The sequence below is a fragment of the Streptomyces sp. NPDC085481 genome, assembly GCF_044541845.1.
GTDB lineage: Bacteria > Actinomycetota > Actinomycetes > Streptomycetales > Streptomycetaceae > Streptomyces.
Genome location: NZ_JBITTJ010000007.1, coordinates 274,016 through 291,045 on the forward strand (window position 1 = coordinate 274,016; position 17,030 = coordinate 291,045).

19 protein-coding genes are annotated in these 17,030 nt (G+C 74.8%); 12 read left to right on the top strand and 7 right to left on the bottom strand.

Annotated elements, in window-relative coordinates; genetic code table 11:
* Positions 1–206: 206 nt before the first annotated feature.
* Both ACIGEZ_RS17780 and ACIGEZ_RS17785 read left to right on the top strand, forming a co-directional pair.
* Positions 207–1,442, top strand: coding sequence for an aminotransferase class I/II-fold pyridoxal phosphate-dependent enzyme (locus ACIGEZ_RS17780; protein ID WP_399831944.1), 1,236 nt, complete (start codon positions 207–209; stop codon positions 1,440–1,442).
* A 39-nt stretch (positions 1,443–1,481) separates the two neighbouring features.
* Positions 1,482–2,519 carry an MBL fold metallo-hydrolase gene (locus ACIGEZ_RS17785; protein WP_399831946.1) on the top strand — a complete coding sequence of 346 codons (1,038 nt, stop codon included), beginning with the start codon at positions 1,482–1,484 and terminating at the stop codon, positions 2,517–2,519.
* A 39-nt stretch (positions 2,520–2,558) separates the two neighbouring features.
* Here ACIGEZ_RS17785 and ACIGEZ_RS17790 read toward each other — a convergent pair whose 3' ends face one another.
* Both ACIGEZ_RS17790 and ACIGEZ_RS17795 read right to left on the bottom strand, forming a co-directional pair.
* Positions 2,559–3,194: a DedA family protein gene (locus ACIGEZ_RS17790; RefSeq protein WP_399832151.1), complete on the bottom strand. Its 636-nt coding sequence runs from the start codon at positions 3,192–3,194 to the stop codon at positions 2,559–2,561.
* Between the two features lie 148 nt (positions 3,195–3,342).
* Positions 3,343–4,116, bottom strand: coding sequence for an MBL fold metallo-hydrolase (locus ACIGEZ_RS17795; protein ID WP_399831948.1), 774 nt, complete (start codon positions 4,114–4,116; stop codon positions 3,343–3,345).
* 198 nt (positions 4,117–4,314) lie between these two features.
* Here ACIGEZ_RS17795 and ACIGEZ_RS17800 point away from each other — a divergent pair, with 198 nt between their 5' ends.
* The 5 genes from ACIGEZ_RS17800 (at position 4,315) to ACIGEZ_RS17820 (ending at position 9,272) form a co-directional block, all read left to right on the top strand.
* Complete coding sequence (locus tag ACIGEZ_RS17800; protein WP_399831950.1) at positions 4,315–4,719, top strand: hypothetical protein; 405 nt, start codon at positions 4,315–4,317, stop codon at positions 4,717–4,719.
* Between the two features lie 185 nt (positions 4,720–4,904).
* A complete protein-coding gene (locus ACIGEZ_RS17805; RefSeq protein ID WP_399831952.1) occupies positions 4,905–7,085 on the top strand; it encodes a phage holin family protein in 2,181 nt (726 codons plus the stop codon).
* A 65-nt stretch (positions 7,086–7,150) separates the two neighbouring features.
* Positions 7,151–8,530: an amino acid permease gene (locus tag ACIGEZ_RS17810; protein WP_399831954.1), complete on the top strand. Its 1,380-nt coding sequence runs from the start codon at positions 7,151–7,153 to the stop codon at positions 8,528–8,530.
* A gap of 191 nt (positions 8,531–8,721) precedes the next feature.
* A complete protein-coding gene (locus ACIGEZ_RS17815) occupies positions 8,722–9,057 on the top strand; it encodes a hypothetical protein (protein ID WP_399831956.1) in 336 nt (111 codons plus the stop codon).
* Between the two features lie 53 nt (positions 9,058–9,110).
* Complete coding sequence (locus ACIGEZ_RS17820) at positions 9,111–9,272, top strand: hypothetical protein (RefSeq protein ID WP_399831958.1); 162 nt, start codon at positions 9,111–9,113, stop codon at positions 9,270–9,272.
* A 78-nt stretch (positions 9,273–9,350) separates the two neighbouring features.
* Here ACIGEZ_RS17820 and ACIGEZ_RS17825 read toward each other — a convergent pair whose 3' ends face one another.
* Positions 9,351–10,520: a low temperature requirement protein A gene (locus ACIGEZ_RS17825; protein ID WP_399831960.1), complete on the bottom strand. Its 1,170-nt coding sequence runs from the start codon at positions 10,518–10,520 to the stop codon at positions 9,351–9,353.
* A gap of 234 nt (positions 10,521–10,754) precedes the next feature.
* Here ACIGEZ_RS17825 and ACIGEZ_RS17830 point away from each other — a divergent pair, with 234 nt between their 5' ends.
* Entirely contained in the window at positions 10,755–11,171 is a 417-nt protein-coding gene (locus ACIGEZ_RS17830; RefSeq protein ID WP_399831962.1) for a hypothetical protein, read from the top strand.
* Here ACIGEZ_RS17830 and ACIGEZ_RS17835 read toward each other — a convergent pair.
* Positions 11,161–11,970, bottom strand: a complete 810-nt coding sequence (locus ACIGEZ_RS17835; protein ID WP_399831964.1) for a helix-turn-helix domain-containing protein — start codon at positions 11,968–11,970, stop codon at positions 11,161–11,163. The two genes, ACIGEZ_RS17830 and ACIGEZ_RS17835, sit on opposite strands and share 11 nt — an antisense overlap.
* Positions 11,971–12,075: 105 nt before the next feature.
* Between ACIGEZ_RS17835 and ACIGEZ_RS17840 the strand changes: the two genes are divergently transcribed.
* Positions 12,076–12,378: a 4a-hydroxytetrahydrobiopterin dehydratase gene (locus ACIGEZ_RS17840; protein WP_399831966.1), complete on the top strand. Its 303-nt coding sequence runs from the start codon at positions 12,076–12,078 to the stop codon at positions 12,376–12,378.
* 20 nt (positions 12,379–12,398) lie between these two features.
* Positions 12,399–13,145 carry a class I SAM-dependent methyltransferase gene (locus tag ACIGEZ_RS17845; protein ID WP_399831968.1) on the top strand — a complete coding sequence of 249 codons (747 nt, stop codon included), beginning with the start codon at positions 12,399–12,401 and terminating at the stop codon, positions 13,143–13,145.
* 66 nt (positions 13,146–13,211) lie between these two features.
* Here the strand turns inward: ACIGEZ_RS17845 and ACIGEZ_RS17850 are convergent, their stop codons facing one another.
* Positions 13,212–13,670: a hypothetical protein gene (locus tag ACIGEZ_RS17850; RefSeq protein WP_399831970.1), complete on the bottom strand. Its 459-nt coding sequence runs from the start codon at positions 13,668–13,670 to the stop codon at positions 13,212–13,214.
* Positions 13,667–14,161 (bottom strand): hypothetical protein, encoded by a 495-nt coding sequence (locus tag ACIGEZ_RS17855; RefSeq protein WP_399831972.1) that lies wholly within the window; start codon positions 14,159–14,161, stop codon positions 13,667–13,669. Before ACIGEZ_RS17855 ends, ACIGEZ_RS17850 begins: the two co-directional genes overlap by 4 nt.
* A 50-nt stretch (positions 14,162–14,211) precedes the next feature.
* Between ACIGEZ_RS17855 and ACIGEZ_RS17860 the strand changes: the two genes are divergently transcribed.
* Entirely contained in the window at positions 14,212–15,162 is a 951-nt protein-coding gene (locus ACIGEZ_RS17860; RefSeq protein WP_399831974.1) for a helix-turn-helix transcriptional regulator, read from the top strand.
* Here ACIGEZ_RS17860 and ACIGEZ_RS17865 read toward each other — a convergent pair.
* On the bottom strand, positions 15,153–16,013 hold the full coding sequence (locus ACIGEZ_RS17865; protein ID WP_399831976.1) for an NmrA family transcriptional regulator: 861 nt from the start codon (positions 16,011–16,013) through the stop codon (positions 15,153–15,155). The two genes, ACIGEZ_RS17860 and ACIGEZ_RS17865, sit on opposite strands and share 10 nt — an antisense overlap.
* 81 nt (positions 16,014–16,094) lie before the next feature.
* Here ACIGEZ_RS17865 and ACIGEZ_RS17870 point away from each other — a divergent pair, with 81 nt between their 5' ends.
* Positions 16,095–17,027, top strand: a complete 933-nt coding sequence (locus tag ACIGEZ_RS17870) for a cupin domain-containing protein (protein ID WP_399831978.1) — start codon at positions 16,095–16,097, stop codon at positions 17,025–17,027.
* Positions 17,028–17,030: the final 3 nt, after the last annotated feature.

A 17,030-nucleotide genomic window follows, 5' to 3' on the forward strand; every position in this document is an offset into this window, starting at 1 on the left:
CCTGCTCTCCCGCACCGCCGACGCCGCCGGCAACGCGCAGCCCGAGCGGGCCGTGCACAACACCCAGGGGTATCGCTTCAACGGGATCGCCCGGTAGCCCGTCACCCTCGCGTGAGCGGCGAACCATGCCGAACCTCCGTATAAAGGGCAGTGGGGCGTCGCTCGAGGGCGCCCCGGTGCAGGGGCCGGCTGAGGAGGTTCGGGACATGCGGCAGACAGCTCCGGAAGGCCGCGGACCCGTGCGTTACGGCCCGCCCGCCCCGGAGCCCGGCCTTCCCGTGCTGCCCGGCCTCGCCGCCCTCCTCGCCGCGGCCGCCGACCGCACCACCCCCGAACCGCCCGGCGGCGGCCCCGTCCTGCGCGAGGCGGCCGCCGGCTACTGGTGGCGGCGCGGCCTGCGTACCCACGCCGAGGACGTCGTCGCCGCCCCCGGCGCGCAGCCACTGCTGCTCGCCCTCATCGCCGCCCACGGCGGCGACCTGCTGCTGCCGCGGCCCTGCCCCGCCTGGTGGACCCCGCAGGCCCGGCTGCTCGGCCGCCCCGCCTACCACGTGCCCACACCCGCCGAGTGCGGCGGCGTCCCCGACCCGTACGCCCTCCTGGAGACCGTCCGCCGGATCCGCGCCGAGGGCGGCCGCCCCCGCCTCCTGCTGCTCTCCGTGGCCGACGACCCCACCGCCACCGTCGCCCCGCCCGAACTCGTACGCGAGGCCTGTGAGGCGGCCGTCGCCGAGGGCCTGCACATCATCAGCGACGAGACCTGGCGCGACACCCTGCACCGCCCCCAGGACACGGTGCTGCTCAGCCCCGCCGAGATGTGCCCCGACGACGTCACCGTCCTCAGCGACCTGGCCGGCGCCCTCGCCCCCGCCGCCTGGCCCTGCGCCGTCGCCCGCTTCCCGCCCACCGACCCGTCCCGCACCGACCGCTACACCGACCGCAGGGCGCGCACCCTCGACATCCTCACCGTGCTCGGCGCCTTCGTCCCCGGCCCCGTCGCCCCGGCCGCGGCCCACGCCCTCGACGAACCCGAGGACGTCGCGGTACGCGCCCGGATGACCGCCACCCTGCACGGCCGGGTCGCCGCGGCCGCCCACCACGCCGTTCTCGCCGCCGGCGCCCTCGCCCGGCCCCCGCAGGCCGGCCGCCACCTCTACGCCGACCTCGGACCGCTGCGCGCCGGGCTCGCCGCCCGAGGTGTCACCGACTCCCTGGAGCTGGAGAACCACCTCACCGCCCGGCTCGGCACCCCCGTCCCCGGCGGCCACCGCTTCGGTGACGAGATCGGCGCGCTGCGCGTCCGGTGCGACACCGCCGCCTTCCTCGGCGACACCGAGGAGCAGCGGAAGGAAGCCCTCACCTCCGCCCGGCCCGAGGAATTGCCGCACGTCGCCCGCGCGTTGAGCACCTTCGGAGCCGCCCTCGACGAACTCGCCCCGTGAAGACCCGGACCGACTGACCATCAGACGGAGGCCGCAGAGATGACGGAACAGACGGCCCGGCCGCCCCAGGCCCCGCACTCCGCCCGCACCCCCCACGCCCCGCACCCCGCCCCCGCCCTCCAGCCCCTCGGCCGGGTGCGCCACGACTGGCCGCGTACCTTCGCCGACCGGCTCACCGCGCCGCTGCCCGGCGTCCGCGCCATGGCCAGGCTGGCCCGCGAGGGCGCCGTACGCCCCCGGCCCGAGGGGCTGCGTGACATCCCGCAGCTGCCCTTCGCCCCCGGGCCGCTGCCCGAGGCCGGGCCCGGAACCCTCGGCGTCACCTGGGTCGGTCATGCCAGCTGGGTGGTGAAGATCGGCGGCCTGACCGTGCTCACCGACCCCGTCTGGTCCCGCCGTATCCTCGGCACCCCGGCCCGGCTCACCCCCGTCGGCGTCCGCTGGGAGGACCTGCCGCACATCGACGCCGTCGTCATCAGCCACAACCACTTCGACCACCTCGACGCCCCCACCCTCAAACGGCTCCCGCGCCGCACCCCGGTCTTCGTCCCCGCCGGGCTCGGCCGCTGGTTCACCCACCGCCGCTTCCACCGCGTCACCGAGCTCGACTGGTGGGAGGCGTCCCAACTCGGCGACGTGCGCTTCGACTTCGTCCCCGCCCACCACTGGTCCAAGCGCACCCTCCTGGACACCTGCCGCTCCCTGTGGGGCGGCTGGGTGCTCACCGACCGCGCAGGGCGGAGCCTCTACTTCGCCGGCGACACCGGTTACGGCCACTGGTTCGGCGAGATCGGCCGCCGCTACCCGGGCATCGACCTCGCCCTGCTGCCGATCGGCGCCTACGACCCGCGCTGGTGGCTCCGCGACGTCCACACCGACCCCGAGGAGGCCGTCCGCGCCTTCCGGGACCTCGGCGCCCGCCGGATGGCGCCCATGCACTGGGCGACCTTCGTCCTGTCCTCCGAACCGGTCCTCGAACCGCTCACGCGCGTCCGCGCAGCCTGGGAGCGGGCCGGGCTGCCCCGCGAGAACCTGTGGGACCTCCCGGTCGGCGCCTCACGCGTGCTCGGCCCCTGAATCCCGGCTCCGGCGCCGCCCCGCTTCGCACGGCACCTCTCAGCGGGTCTCCCGGCGCGGCCCGCGCAGCCGCCGCCACAGCGCGGGCACCGCGCTGATCAGGACCGTGAGGGCCACCGCCGCCACCACGCCCTGCCACGGCTCGGGGAAGAGCGAGCCGCCCAGGATGCCGATGAGCTGGTACGTCGCCGCCCACGCCAGGCAGGCCGGCAGATCGCCCCGTGCGAAGCGGCGCAGCGGCATGTCCGAGAGCAGGCAGGCCAGCATCACCGGGATCCGCCCGGCCGGCACCAGTCGCGACAGCACGAGCACCGGCACCTGGTGGGGCTCCAGGCGGTCCTGCGCGTGTGCCAGCCGGTCCGCGGTGACCCGGCCGCGCAGGGCCGCGAGCCACCGCGAGCCGTTGCGGGACCGGACCCCGCGCTGCCCGAGCCAGTACAGGGCCAGATCGCCGAGGAACGCGGCGAGCGCCGCCACCAGGAAGACGAAGAGGAGGGAGAGCGGGGCGCTCTGATGGAAGGCCACCACGGCTGCCGAGCTCACGATCGCCCCGGTCGGCACGACCGGGACCAGCGCGCCGAGCGCCACGAGCAGGAACAGCGAGGGATAGCCGACGGCCTGCTGCGTCGACTCGGGCGGCAGCTCCCGCACCACCGCCACGATCCGCTCGATCACCTGCCGCCCCTCGGCCGCGCCCCCGTCGCCGTGCCCCGCCGTACCGTACGAGCTCGCGTCGCGGTGGCTCCCCGCCACACCGTACGACCTCGCGTCGCGGGCGCTCCCCGCCTCCCTGCACGGTCTCCGGCAGCAGCTGCTCCCCGCCTCACCGCGCGACCTCAGGCCGCACCCGTTCGCCGTGGCCGAGGAGGTGGACCACGACCTTCGGGGCCAGTCGGGCCGCGTGGCGGGCGAATTCGTCGCCCGGGGCGTGGAATTCGTGAGGGCGGATCGCGTCCATGCCGATCGGCCAGTACGTGCCGTAGTGCACCGGCACCGCCGCCGCCGGCGACAGGGCCGCGAGCGCCTCTGCCGCGCGGCCCGCGTCCAGGTGGCCGTGGCCGAGGTACGGTCCCCAGCCGCCGACCGGGAGCAGGGCCACGTCGACCGGGCCGACCGCCTCCGCCATGTCGTCGAACAGGCCGGTGTCACCGGCGAAGTACGTGCGGGCCTCGCCCTCGACAACGTACCCGAGCGCGGGGGAGCGGTGCGGTCCGATCGGCAGCCGCCGCCCGTCGTGCAGCGCGGGCACGGCCCGTACGGTCACGCCCCCGACCGTCACGGCGTCGCCGGCCGCCACTTCCGTGAGCCGCAGGCCGCGGCCGTCGAGCCGGCGCAGCGCCGGCACGGACCGTGGCGCGCCGGCCGGCACGATGACCCGGGTGCCGGGCGCGAGCCGGGTCAGCGAGGGCACGTGGAGGTGGTCGGCGTGCAGGTGCGAGACGAGCACCGCCTCCGCGCGCGCCGCCTCGGGCGGTGGCAGCTCGCCTCGCCGGCGCCGCAGATGCGCGAGCCGGCGCGCGAAGAGCGGGTCGGTCAGGAAGCGGACCCCGGAGTCCTCGACCGTGCATGTGGCATGACCCCACCAGGTGATCTCCACCGGCGCGCCGCCCTCTCTTCCGTGGTCTCGCTTCCGTGGTCCCGGCTCACCCCTGCCCGCTCCCGCGGCCTCTCCGCGACCTCTCCCGTAACGAGGGTAAATGTCCGAAGCCGCGGTGTGGCCGGTCTTCGACGGGCCGCGCACAGTTGGTATACCGAAGGACTCCTCGGGCACGCGGCGACACAGTAGGGTCGCCCCATGGACGACGTTCGGGTGGCGGCGATCGCCAGCCTCACCCCGCTCGAAGAACTCGACGAAGACCCCTTCCTGGTCGACTCCCGCAGCCAGCACGCCATGTGCGTCCGCTGGGCCCGCGACAAGGGCTACGTGGTGACGAGACAGCTGCTCTTCTACGGCATCCGGCCCGACCACGACGCACTGTGGGCCGACGTCGAGGAGGGCGCCGTGGACCTCTTCGTCGCCCCGAACGAGCGCGTGCTTGCCCGCGCGTTGACGGACGTGCCGGAGTTCCTCGCCGAATGCGAGCGGCGCGGGGTCCGCATCGAGACCGCCGGGCTCGACGAACCGGCGTACGACGCGCCGAAGAAGGCCGGTGTGCACCGCAGGCTCTCCATGCCCACCGCCGGGTACGACGGCTGCTGAAGCGCCCGGCCACCCGCGCCCGCCCGCCCGCCGCCACCCGTGCCCGCCACCCCCGCCCGGCACCCGCGCCCGGCCACCCCCGCGTCGCCGAAGCGCCGGCCGGCCAGGCTTCTTCCGCTCTGCCCTGCGCGCGCCGGGCGTTGTGCCACGCTTGAGGCAGGAAACGGGTGAAAGGTGAACCAGGCGTGGGCGAACGGCGAGCGCGTACATCCGGCCGTTGGCGGAGCGCGGGCAGCGCCCTGCTGAGGGTGGTCACGGTGTGGGCGGTCTCCACGGTCACCCTGCTCGCCCTGGCCGGCCTCCTCCCCGACTTCCAGCTCCAGTCCGAGGACGGCGAGAGCCTCACCAGGACCGCGCTCACCGCCGCCTGGTGCGCGGGCGCCTTCGGTCTGCTCGGCGCGCTCGTGTGGCCCCTGATCGTGCGCGCCCTGCTGCTCGTACCGGCGCTCGTGCTCGGCCTGTTGGTGTTCTTCCTCAACGGCTCGCTGCTGCTCGTCGCCCTCTGGCTGATCCCCGACGGTCGCGGCGCCGCCGCCCCGGAGATCGCCGTCGTGGTCGCCGCCGTGATGTCCGCCGTCGCCTCCGCCACCTCCACCGCGCTCGCCGTGCGCGACGACGAGGCCTACCGGCGCCGCCTCTACCGGCTCGCCGACCGCAAACGCCCCCGGATCGCGACCGAGGGCCCCGAAACCGTCCCCGGCACCGTCTTCCTGCAACTCGACGGCGTCGGCCACCGGGTGCTGCGCGACGCCGTCGCCGACGGCCTGATGCCCACCGTCGCCGACTGGCTCGCCACCACCCACCGGCTCACCCCCTGGCGCACCGACTGGTCGAGCCAGACCGGCGCGAGCCAGCTCGGCATCCTGCACGGCTCGAACGAGGACGTGCCCGCCTTCCGCTGGTACGAGAAGGACACCGGCCGGCTGATGGTCACCAACCGGCCGGCGAGCGCCGTGGAACTCCAGCGCCGCGCCGTCGAGCGCACCGGTGACGGCGGGCTGCTCACCCTCGACGGAGCCTCCCGCGGCAACCTGTTCAGCGGCGGCGCCGACCAGCTCGCCCTCGTCCTGTCCATGGCCGCCCGGCGGGGCCGGCGCAACCGCTCCCGGTCCGGCTACTTCGCGTACTTCTCCGATCCCGCCAACGCGGTCCGCACCGCGGGCTCCTTCGTCGCCGAGGCCGTCCGCGAGACCGGCCAGTCGATCCGGGCCCGGCTGCGCCGTCAGTCCCCGCGGGTGTCCCGCGGCGGCCTGTACCCGTTCATCCGGGCCTTCGCCACGGTCGTCGAGCGGGACGTCGTGGTCGCGGCCGTGATGGGCGACATGCTCGCCGGGCGCACCGCCGTCTACGCCGACCTGGTCGCCTACGACGAGGTCGCCCACCACTCGGGCCCGCACGGCCACGACACCGACCAGGTGCTCCGGCGGCTCGACCGCTCCCTCGCGCTGATCGCCAAGGTCGCCGAGCACGCGCCCCGCCCGTACCGGATCGTGCTCCTGTCCGACCACGGGCAGAGCCCGGGGGAGACCTTCGAGTCCGCGTACGGTCTCACCCTGCGCGATCTCGTACGGGCGGGCTGCGGCCTGCCGGTGCCCCGCCGGGTACGGCGGACCCGCTGGGGGCACCCCCGGACGGAGTCCGGGGGTGGCTCGGAGGCCAGGGACGCGGCCCGCGACGCGCTGCGCAGCGCGCTGCACCGGCCGGTCGACGAGGAGGGGGAGGACGGGGCGGGGGCGGCCGCGGTGGCCGCGGCGCGTGCCCCCGAGCCGGTCGTGCTCGCCTCCGGAAACCTGGGTCTCGTCTCCTTCCCCGGCGTGCCGCACCGGATGACCCGCGAGGACATCGACCGCCTGCACCCGGCCCTCCTGCGCACTCTCGCCCACCACCCGGGCATCGGCTTCCTGCTGGTGGCGAGCGAGGAGCACGGCTCGGTGCTGCTCGCCCGCGACGGCGCCGAGGTGCCGCTCGCCGAGCTCGCCGACGACGGGCCGCTCGCGGTGTTCGGCCCGGGCGCGGCGGACGCGGTACGGCGCACCGACGGCTTCCCGCACGTCGCCGACATCATGGTCAACTCGATGTACGACCCGGCGACCGGCACGGTGCACGCCTTCGAGGAGCAGATCGGCTCGCACGGCGGCCTCGGTGGCGAGCAGGGGCATCCCTTCCTGCTCTGGCCGCACGACCTGTCGGCGCCGGTCCCGGACGGCGCCGCGCTGGTGGGCGCCGAGCGCGTGCACCGGGTGCTGCGGCGCTGGCTGCGGGAGTCGGCGGGGCCGCAGGTGCCGCTGGAGATTTCCCCGCCGAAGAGGCGCGCGGAAGCGTTTCTTCCGGTTGAGGACCCGGCAGTGCCGGACAAAAACGGGTGATTTGGCGGGCCGTCTCACCTACCGGACCATGGTGCCGTTTGTACGACGAGAGGCGCACCACCCCCATGAGCACGGCCACCACCGAAGCACCGACGACGACCCCGCCCGAGGAGGAGCGGCAGCACGACCGGCACGCACGCCGCTTCGGACTGCCCGTGGCCTCGGCCCTCGTCCTCGGCAACATCATCGGCGGCGGCATCTTCCTCCTCCCTGCCTCCGTCGCCCCCTTCGGCACCGTCAGCCTGCTCGCCTTCGGCGTCCTCACCCTCGGCGCGATCGCCCTCGCCCTGGTCTTCGGCCGGCTCGCCCACCGCCTCCCGCAGACCGGCGGCCCCTACGTCTACGCCCGCGCCGCCTTCGGCGACTTCGCCGGCTTCCTCGCCGCCTGGTCGTACTGGATCACCGCCTGGGTCTCCAACGCGGCCCTCGCCGTCGCCGCCGTCGGCTACCTCGACGTGCTCCTCCCCCTCCACGAGTCCAAGGCCGCCACCATCGCCGCCGCCCTCACCCTCCAGTGGCTGCCCGCGCTCGCCAACCTGGCCGGCACCCGCTACGTCGGCGCCGTCCAGCTGGTCGCGACCGTGCTCAAGTTCGTGCCGCTGCTGCTGGTCGCCGCCGGCGGTCTGTTCTTCTTCGACAGCGCCAACCTCGGGCCCTTCCACGCCGGCGAGGGCAGCACGCTCGGCGCGCTCTCCGCCTCCGCCGCGATCCTGCTCTTCAGCTACCTCGGCGTCGAGTCCGCGGCGGTCAGCGCCGGCGAGGTCCGCGACCCGCGCCGCAACGTCGGCCGCGCCACCGTCCTCGGCACCCTCGGCGCCGCCGCGCTCTACCTGCTCGGCACCCTCGCCGTCTTCGGCACCGTCGCCCACGACAAGCTGGTCACCTCCACCGCGCCCTTCTCCGACGCCGTGAACGTCATGTTCGGCGGCTCCTGGGGCGGCGCCGCCGTCGCCTGCATGGCCCTCGTCTCCATGGTCGGCGCGCTCAACGGCTGGACCCTGCTCAGCGCCCAGACCCCCTACGCGGCCGCCCGCGACGGCCTCTTCCCGAGGGTCTTCACCGTCAAGCGGCGCGGCGTCCCCACCGCCGGCGTGCTCGTCACCGTCGTCCTCGCCTCGCTCCTGACGGTCTACAACTACACGGCCGGCACGAAGGGCGTCTTCGAGACCCTGGTGCTCGTCACCACCTTCACGGCCACCGTCCCGTACCTGCTGTCCACGGCCGCCCAGATCTACTTCCTGCTGTCCGGACAGTCCGGGAAGGTCTCCCGCGCCCGCCTCACCCGCGACGCCGTCCTCGCCGTCGCCGCCTTCGGCTTCTCCCTCTGGCTCGTGGCCGGATCCGGCTACGCGGCGGTCTACCAGGGCGTCCTGTTCCTCTTCGCGGGAGTCCTCGTGTACGCGGCGATGGCGGCCCGCAAGCAGCGCGCGACGACCGGAGCCTGAGCCCCTCGACAGGGCGCCGAGCCCCGCCGACGGGGCGCCGAGGTCCCGCCGACCAGGCGCCGAGGCCCCGCCGGCCGGAGGCCGCCGCCCGCCGCCAGTGCGGTGAAATCCGGGCCCGGGCGTAGGCCGCCCGGGCGGATCCGGCGGCCGGGACGGCACGAGCGGGTCCGTACCGGGAAAGACGGATCTCCATGAGGTCCCTCACCGCGCAGCCCTTCACCCCCGCCCCGCGGGCGTGGCGGCTGGCCGTCGCGGTGCTCCTCGTGTTCGCCGCGCTGCTCGGCGCCGGGGGAGGGGAACCGGCCGCGGCCGAGGTGCGGTCCGCCGCCGCGGGGACCGACGTCGGCGGGGAGGGCCAGGAGACCCTCGACGTCGCCGAGAGCGACGCGGCCGCACCCGTACGCGCGGTGAAGCGCCCGGCGCCGCCCCGGAGCCCCCGGCCGGCCGCGCGCGCCGGCGACCCCGCCCCCGTGCCCGTACCGGCCCTGTGCGGCGACGCCCCGCGGTCGGCGGTGATGCGGTGCTGAGAGGCCCAGCCCCTCAGTATCCCCATCACCCCGCCACCGCAAGGAGCTTCGCCATGCCCGTCGACCCGTTCGCCGTGCTCAACGCCATGCTGCGCGCCGAGGCCGCCCGTCAGGAGCGCTCCGGCCACCGCACCGAAGCGGAACAGGAACCCGAGCCGCATCCCGTCCGCCCGGTGTCGGCCAGGTCCGCCGAGCCGGAGGCGCCCAGGGACTGAACCGCGGAAGCGCCCAGCCCCGAGGGCCCACGCGCCAGGCCCTGTCCGGCCCCGGATCCACCGGCCGGACAGGACCGCCTAGGCGTCAGCCGCCCGCGCCACTCCGCGCCCGTCCAGCACCACCAGGGCCGTCACCCCGGCGGCCAGCAGGGCGAGCGCCGGCAGGGCCGGGATCACGGCGACCAGCGGGCCCGCCGCCAGGCCGAGGACGCCGCCCACCAGGAGGGCGGTGGGGCGCCGCCCCGAGGAGCGCAGCACGATCGCGGCGGCGCCCAGGAGGAAGACGCCCACGCCGCCGGTCAGCGACCAGGCCACCGTGCCGTGCAGGGGCTCGGCGAGGTCGTAGTGGCCGGTGTCCGCGACCTGGGCGAGCACCTTCTTCATGCCGAGCGCGGTCAGCACCACGCCCGCCACCAGCGGCAGGTGCAGGAAGGTGTACACGTCCCGGGCGAAGCGGGTCCGCTCGTCGCCCTCGAGTGCCGCCAGCCGGTGCTCGGGGAGCTCCCCGAACCGCCGGAAGTACAGCGCCCACAGCCCGGCCGAGAGCAGCAGCCCCGCCGCGCACGCCGCGATCACCGCCACGGTCAGCGGGAAGACGCCCACCCCCACGCCCATCGCCACGATCGACTCGCCGAGCGCGATGATGACGATCAGACCGTGCCGCTCGGAGAAGTGCCCGGGCGAGCTGACCCGCCAGCCCGACGCGCCGGTGACATAGATCCCGCCGTAGTCGATCGCGACCGCGCACAGCCACAGGGCGAGCCGTGGTGTCCCGTCGTACGCACAGCCGACGAGCAGCAGCACGAGCGGCGGCAGCACCGAGAGCAGCGCCGTGCGCCGCAGGGTCACGTGCAGGGCCGTGTCACCGGGGCTGGAGATCCAGTAGGAGGCCAGGTGCAGCACCCGCACGAGGCCGTAACAGACCACGAACACCAGCGGCGCCGAAAGCCCGCCCGGGGCGTCCGCGAACACCTCGGGCACCGCCAGCGACACCACGAACACCACCGTCATCACGGTGACCAGTACCGCGAACAGCGCACCGGCATCGGCCCGTACGACATTGCCCAGCCACGCGAAGCAGCACCAGCACCACCACAGCAGCGCGAGCACGGTCATCGCCCCGACCACCCGCATCGGCGACGGGGCGGCCGCCATCAACGCAGTGACCTGGGTGATCGCATAGACGAAGACCAGGTCGAAGAAGAGCTCGGCGGGCGTCACCTTGTGGTCGCCCCCGGTCGCCACCATCCGCGACCGTTCCCTGCCAGCCACCGCATCCCCCTCGTACGTCCGTTCGCCTGCTTCCGGCCATCGGCGCGCACCTTACCGGGGCCCGGCATTACCTGGGACGTCATCGACGGTCGTGGCGGCTCCCGGCATGCTCGCAGTCACCGGGTCCCGGGCGGCGCACTCCGCTCGGGCCCCGGGTCCCGAATCCCCAGGAACGCCTGTGTGTCAGGCACTTCAGGAGGCTGATCCGTCATGTCCCATGCCCTGCTCACCGGTCTCTCCCGCACGACCGAGCCGCGGTCCATGGTGCGCCGGTTCCTCGCCCTCGACGCCGTCGTCACCGGCGGCAACGGGCTCGCCTACGCCGCCGCCTCCGGGCCGCTCGGCGAGCTCCTCGGTGTCGGCGGCGGGCTGCTGTTCGAACTCGGCCTGTTCCTCACGGTGTACGCCGCCGGGGTGGCCTGGCTGGCGAGCCGCCCGCAGCCGTCGGGGCTCGGCGTCAAGGCCGTCGTCGACGCCAACCTGCTGTGGACGGCCCTGAGCGTCGTCGCGCTCGTCGCCTGGCTGGATCCCACCACCGCGGGCACGGTGTGGACCCTCGTGCAGGCCGCCACCGTCGCCGGCTTCGCCGCGCTCCAGTGGTCCGCCCTGCGCGCCGCTACGCCTTGAGCGACCGCAGGTACGCGACCGTCGCCGGGTCGGCCGGGAGCAGCGTCTCGATGGCCAGCTCGGCGACCGTCACGTCCATCGGCGTGTTGAACGTCGAGATGGAGGAGACGAACGACAGGACGTGGCCGTCGTGCTCGATCCGCAGCGGCAGCGCGAAGTACGGGTACGGCTCCGGGTCCTCCCGGTCGTCCGGGTCGGTCGTGCCCTCCGGCAGCGGATAGGCCGCCACCTCCTCGTACAGCGCACGCAGCGCCTCCGAGCGGGCGAGACCGATCTGACGCTCCATCTGGGCGAGCAGATGCCCCCGCCACTCCCGCAGGTTGCGGATGCGCGGCGCGAGCCCCTCCGGGTGCAGGGTGATCCGCATGGCGTTCAGGGGCGGCGTCAGGAGGTGCTCGGGCAGGCCCTCGAGCAGGACCTCGATGCCCCGGTTGGCCGCCACGACCGTGTACGAGCCGTCCACCACGATCGCCGGGTACGGCTCGTAGCCCTGGAGCAGCCGCTCGATGCCCTCCCGCAGCGTCTCCAGCTCCGGCGCGTCGAGCGCCGACTCGGCGTAGCGCGGGGCGTAACCCGCGGCGAGCAGCAGGGCGTTGCGGTCCCGCACCGGCACGTCCAGGTGCTCGGCCAGCCTGAGGATCATGTCCTGGCTCGGCCGGGCGCGGCCCGTCTCGATGAACGAGATGTGCCGCGCGGACGACTCCGCCCGCAGCGCCAGCTCCAGCTGACTCAGCCGCCGCTGCTCCCGCCAGCCGCGCAGCAGCGGACCCACACCCGTGTCGGTCGCGACAGTTGTCATGGCCAGACGGTATCCCAGAGGGGGACCCGGGTACGTTCTCCCCGGGGACCGCTCCGCCACCACACACCCCACCGCCATCGGCGGCCCGACCGGAGGGAGCACCACGTGCCCACACAGCCCCTGTCGCAGAAGGAGATCGAGGACCGACTGCGGGAGCTCCCCGGCTGGTCACTCGACGGCGACCGGATCACCCGCCGCTACCAGCTCGCCGACCACTTCGCGGCGACTGCCCTCGTCGTCCACGTGGCCCAGATCCAGCAGGAACTCGATCACCACAGCGATCTGACGCTCGGTTACAACACCGTCGCCCTGTCCGTGAACACCCACTCGGCCGGCGGCATCACCGACAAGGACTTCGCTCTCGCCGAACGCGTCGACGCGGTGGCGCCCGGCCACGGGGCGCGCTGACCACGACGTACGATCCCCGCATGGGGGAGACCGTGCTCGACTACGAGGCCGAGGCAGCGCACTACGACGAGACCCGCGGCGGGGTGCCGAGGGCGGCGGCCGCGGCCGCCGCCGTGCTGCGGCTCCTGCCGCCCGGCACCCGCACCCTCCTCGACGTCGCCTGCGGCACCGGCCTCGTCACCGAGCACCTCGCCCGGCCCGGACTCACCGTCTACGGCGCCGACGCCGCCCACGCCATGCTGCGCGCCGCCGCGGCGCGCCTCCCCGGCCGCGCCCTGCGGGCCGACGCCCGCCGGCTCCCGCTGCCGGCCGCCGCCGTCGACGCGGTCAGCGCGGTCTGGCTGCTGCACCTGGTGCCGTTCGCCGAAGAGATCGTCGCAGAGGCGGCCCGGGTGCTGCGCCCCGGAGGAGTCCTCGTCGCCACCGTCGACAAGGACGCCGCCCACGACGTCGGCAGCGACATCGACGCCGTGCTGCGCCCGCACCGCGCCCTCGCCGCGGGCTCCGACCGCGCCGAGCTCGTCGCCGGGTACGCCGCCGCCCACGGCCTGACCCCCGTACCCGGCACGACGTTCACCGGGCACGGCCAGGGCGTCACCCCGCGGCGCACCGCCGGGAACCTGCGCCGGGGCTACTACGCCTCCTGGTTCCGCGGCACCGAGGCCACCGTCGACGCCCTGTGCGCCGCCCTCGCCGCCCTGCCGGACCAGGAGCGCCCCCGTGCCGCTCCTGAGTACCGACTGGCCTGCTACGTCAGGCGCGGCTGAACCCACGTCAGGCGCGGCTGAACCCACGTCAGGCGCGGCTGAACCCACGTCAGGAGCGGCGGAACGTCAGGCGCGGCGGAACTCCATCACCCAGTTCACCACCCACTCAGCCGACCCGGCGGGCGCGAAGGACTGCTCCCAGCGCGCCGTCACGGCCGTGATCCCCGACCACCGGAACCGCACCCGCACCGGCCGGTCCCCATAGGTGTCGGTGCCGAGGAACTCGCCCGTACCGTCCTCGGCGAACCGGCCCCTGACCGGCGGATCCAGCCTGCCCGTACGACTGTTGGACCAGTTCAGAGTCCACTCGCCGGTCTCCGGCTCGTACAGCCGCAGCGTCAGCCCGCTGAAGTCCTTCGTCGGGAAGACGATCTCGTCGGCGTGCGCCCGCCCGTTCCAGAACAGCCGGCCCGTCGTGTAGCCGTCGAACTCCTCCCAGCCGCTGTCCGGATCGAGGAAGTCGGCGAGCCGCCGGTTGTGGACCGTCCACCGACCGTCCAGGAAGTCGAAGCCCCCGTGCGTCATGCCGTCGCCCCCGTCGTGCCGGTGCGCAGCGCGTCCCCGAGGTAGCCCGCCAGGTCAGGGGCGTCCGGGACCAGCATGTGCCGCACCCACGCGTCACGTTCGTGGACGAGCGGTGCCAGCTCCCAGACGCAGCCGATCCAGGAGCGCTCGCGGTCGGTGCCGGTGACGCGCACGAAGTGGGCCGGGTCGGTGTCGGGGCAGTCGAGGGCCGGCTGGCCGGCCGCGGCCCCGCCGAAGTGGAGCACGTTGTCCCACACCCAGCTGTAGACATTGAGGTACGCGCCGGTGTCGCCGCCCCGGTGCAGGACCACGAAGCTCGCCGCCGGGGTGCCGTCCGGCTCCGGCAGGAGCTCGGGAAGCAGCGCGTACGCCGCCTCGGCCACCTCCGGTTCGATGCCGGCCGGGTCGGCGGTGACGTGGTAGCGCTTGACGTGCCGGCCGCCGACCTCGACCGGCTCCAGTACGAACAGATTCTTCTCCGCGAAAGCCATGGCTGGACGGTACGAGCACTTCACTGACATCTTGTGTCAGTGAAGTCAGGATGAAGTCCAGCAGACTCCTCTCGATCCTCCTGCTCCTGCAGACCCGCGGCCGGATGACCGCCGCCCAGCTCGCCGACGAGCTCGAGGTCTCCGTCCGCACCGTCTACCGGGACGTCGAGGCACTGCACGCCGCCGGAGTCCCGCTCTACGGCGACGCCGGGCACCGCGGCGGCTATCAGCTGCTCGCCGGGCACCGCTCCCGGCTCACCGGCCTGTACGCGCGCGAGGCCGAGGCCCTCGTGCTCGCCGGACTGCCGGTCGCCGCCGACGAGCTCGGCCTCGGCGGGCACTTCGCCGACGCCCAGCTGAAACTGCGGGCCGCCCTGCCCGCGCCGCTGCGCGAGCACGTCGACCGGCTGCGGGCCCGCTTCCACATCGACGCCCCCGGCTGGTACGCCGAGGAGGCCGAGGTGCCGTACCTGCCACTGGTCGCCGACGCCGTCCGCACCGGACGGGTGCTCGCCGTGCGCTACCGGCGGTGGAAGGAGCCCACCGACGTGGACCGGCGGCTCGAACCGTACGGCCTGGTGCTCAAGGCCGGCCGCTGGTACCTGGTCGCCGGGCCGGGCCCCCGCACCTATCGGGTCGACCAGATCCTCGACGTGACCGTCACCGACGAGGAGGCCGTGATCCCCGACGGCTTCGACCTGGCCGGCCACTGGCGTGCGAGCCAGGCCGACTTCCACCAGCGGCTCCACCAGGGAGAGGCCGTCGTGCGGATCTCCCCGCGCGGTGCGACCCGGCTGACCGGCGCCGCCGCCCGGGCGCTCGCCGAGAACGGCACCCCCGAACCCGACGGCTGGACCCGGGCCACCCTTCCCGTCGAGGGCCCCGACCACGCCCACGACACCCTGCTCGCGCTCGGCACGGAGGTGGAGGTCCTCGCCCCCGAGGACCTCCGCGACCGGATCGCCGGCACCGTACGGACCCTCGCCGAGCGTTACGCCTGAAGGGCCTCGCGTGCCGTACCGAACGCGCGCTCCGCGTACGCCGGGAAGTCGCGCGGCTCGCGGCCCAGGACCCGCTTCACCCCGTCCGTCACCGGGGTGTTGTGTCCGTCGAGGAGCATCACGAACAGCCCCGACAGCCACTGCGCCTCGGCCTGCGGCAGCCCGAAGCCGACGAGCATGGCCGCGAACTCCCCCTCGCTCATCGGCTGGTACGCGACCTCACGGCCCGACGCGCGGCCGAGCTCCTCCGCAGCCTCCGCGAAGGTCAGCGCCCGCGGGCCCGTCACCTCGTGCACCAGACCCGCGTGCCCGTCCTGCACCATCGTCGCCACGATCACCTCGGCGAGGTCGTCCACGTCGATGAACGGCTCGGCCGTGCCGCCCGCCGGGAACGCGAGCGTGCCGGCGGCGACGCCCTCCGCGAGAAACCCCTCGGAGAAGTTCTGGGCGAAGAACGAGGCCCGGACCACGGTGAGTTCGGCCCCGCCGGCGCGCAGCGCCTCCTCCGCCCGCACCGCCGCCGGCTCGCCGCGCCCGGACAGCAGCGTCAGCCGCCGCACCCCGTGCGCCGCCGCGAGCTCGCCGAAGGTCCGCATCGCCTCCTCGGCGCCCGGCGCCGCGAGGTCGGGGTAGTAGCTGACGTACGCGGCGTCCGCGCCGTCCAGCGCCGGGCCCCAGGTGGCGGTGTCCTCCCAGTCGAACCGGGTCGCTCCGCCGCGCGAGCCCGCCCGCACCCGGGCGCCGCTCTCCTCGAGACCGCGCGCCACGCGGCGCCCGGTCTTGCCGGTCGCGCTCGTCACCAGAACCGTCTGCGCGGTGTTCGCCCGCGTGTCGTTCGTGTTCGTCGTCATGGCTCAAGACTCCCGGCCCGGGACCCGGCTTCCCATGCTCGACCGGCTCACCCGCATACGCGTCCGTCTACGCTGGCCGACATGGACGCACTCGCCGGTCTCCTCGACGGGCCAAGGGCCCAAGGCGCCTTCATCCTGCGCATGGTCATGGCCCCGCCCTGGTCCGTACGGATCGAGGACCGCGCCCCGCTCTGCCTCATGTGCGTCACCGGTGGCGAGGCCTGGATCGTGCCCGACGGCGGGGCCCCCGTCCTGCTGCGGCCCGGTGACATCGCCATCGCCCGCGGCCCGGAGCCGTACACCGTCGCCCACGCCTCCGACGCCCCGCCGACCGCGCTCATCGGCCCCGGCGGCCACTGCACCACCCTGTACGGCGAGCCGCTCGCCGAGTCGATGCACCTGGGCGTACGGACCTGGGGCAACGCCCCCGACGGCGCCACCACCGTCCTGGTCGGCACCTACCAGCTGGCCGGCGAGGTGAGCCGCCGGCTCCTCGACGCGCTGCCCGGCCTGCTCCACCTGCCCGCCGAGGTGTGGAACTGCCCGCTGATGCCGTTCCTCGAAGAGGAGATCACCCGCGACGAACCGGGCCAGAGCGTCGTCCTCGACCGCGTCCTCGACCTGCTCCTGATCGCCGCCGTCCGCGCCTGGTTCTCCCGCCCGGGAGCCGAGGCGCCCGCCTGGTACCGGGCGATGGCCGACCCCGTCGTCGGCCGGGCCCTGCGACTGCTGCAGAACGACCCCGCCCACCCCTGGACGGTCGCCTCGCTCGCCGAGAAGGCGGGCGTGTCGCGGGCCGCCCTCGCCCGCCGCTTCGCCGAGCTGGTGGGGGAGCCCCCGATGGCGTACCTCACCGGCTGGCGGATCGACCGCGCCGCCGACCTGCTGCGCCAGACGGACGCCACCGTCGAGTCCGTGGCCCGCCAGGTCGGCTACAGCAGCGCCTTCGCGCTGAGCGCCGCCTTCAAACGGGTCCGCGGGGTCAGCCCCCAGGAGCACCGCAGTCGCGGTTGACGC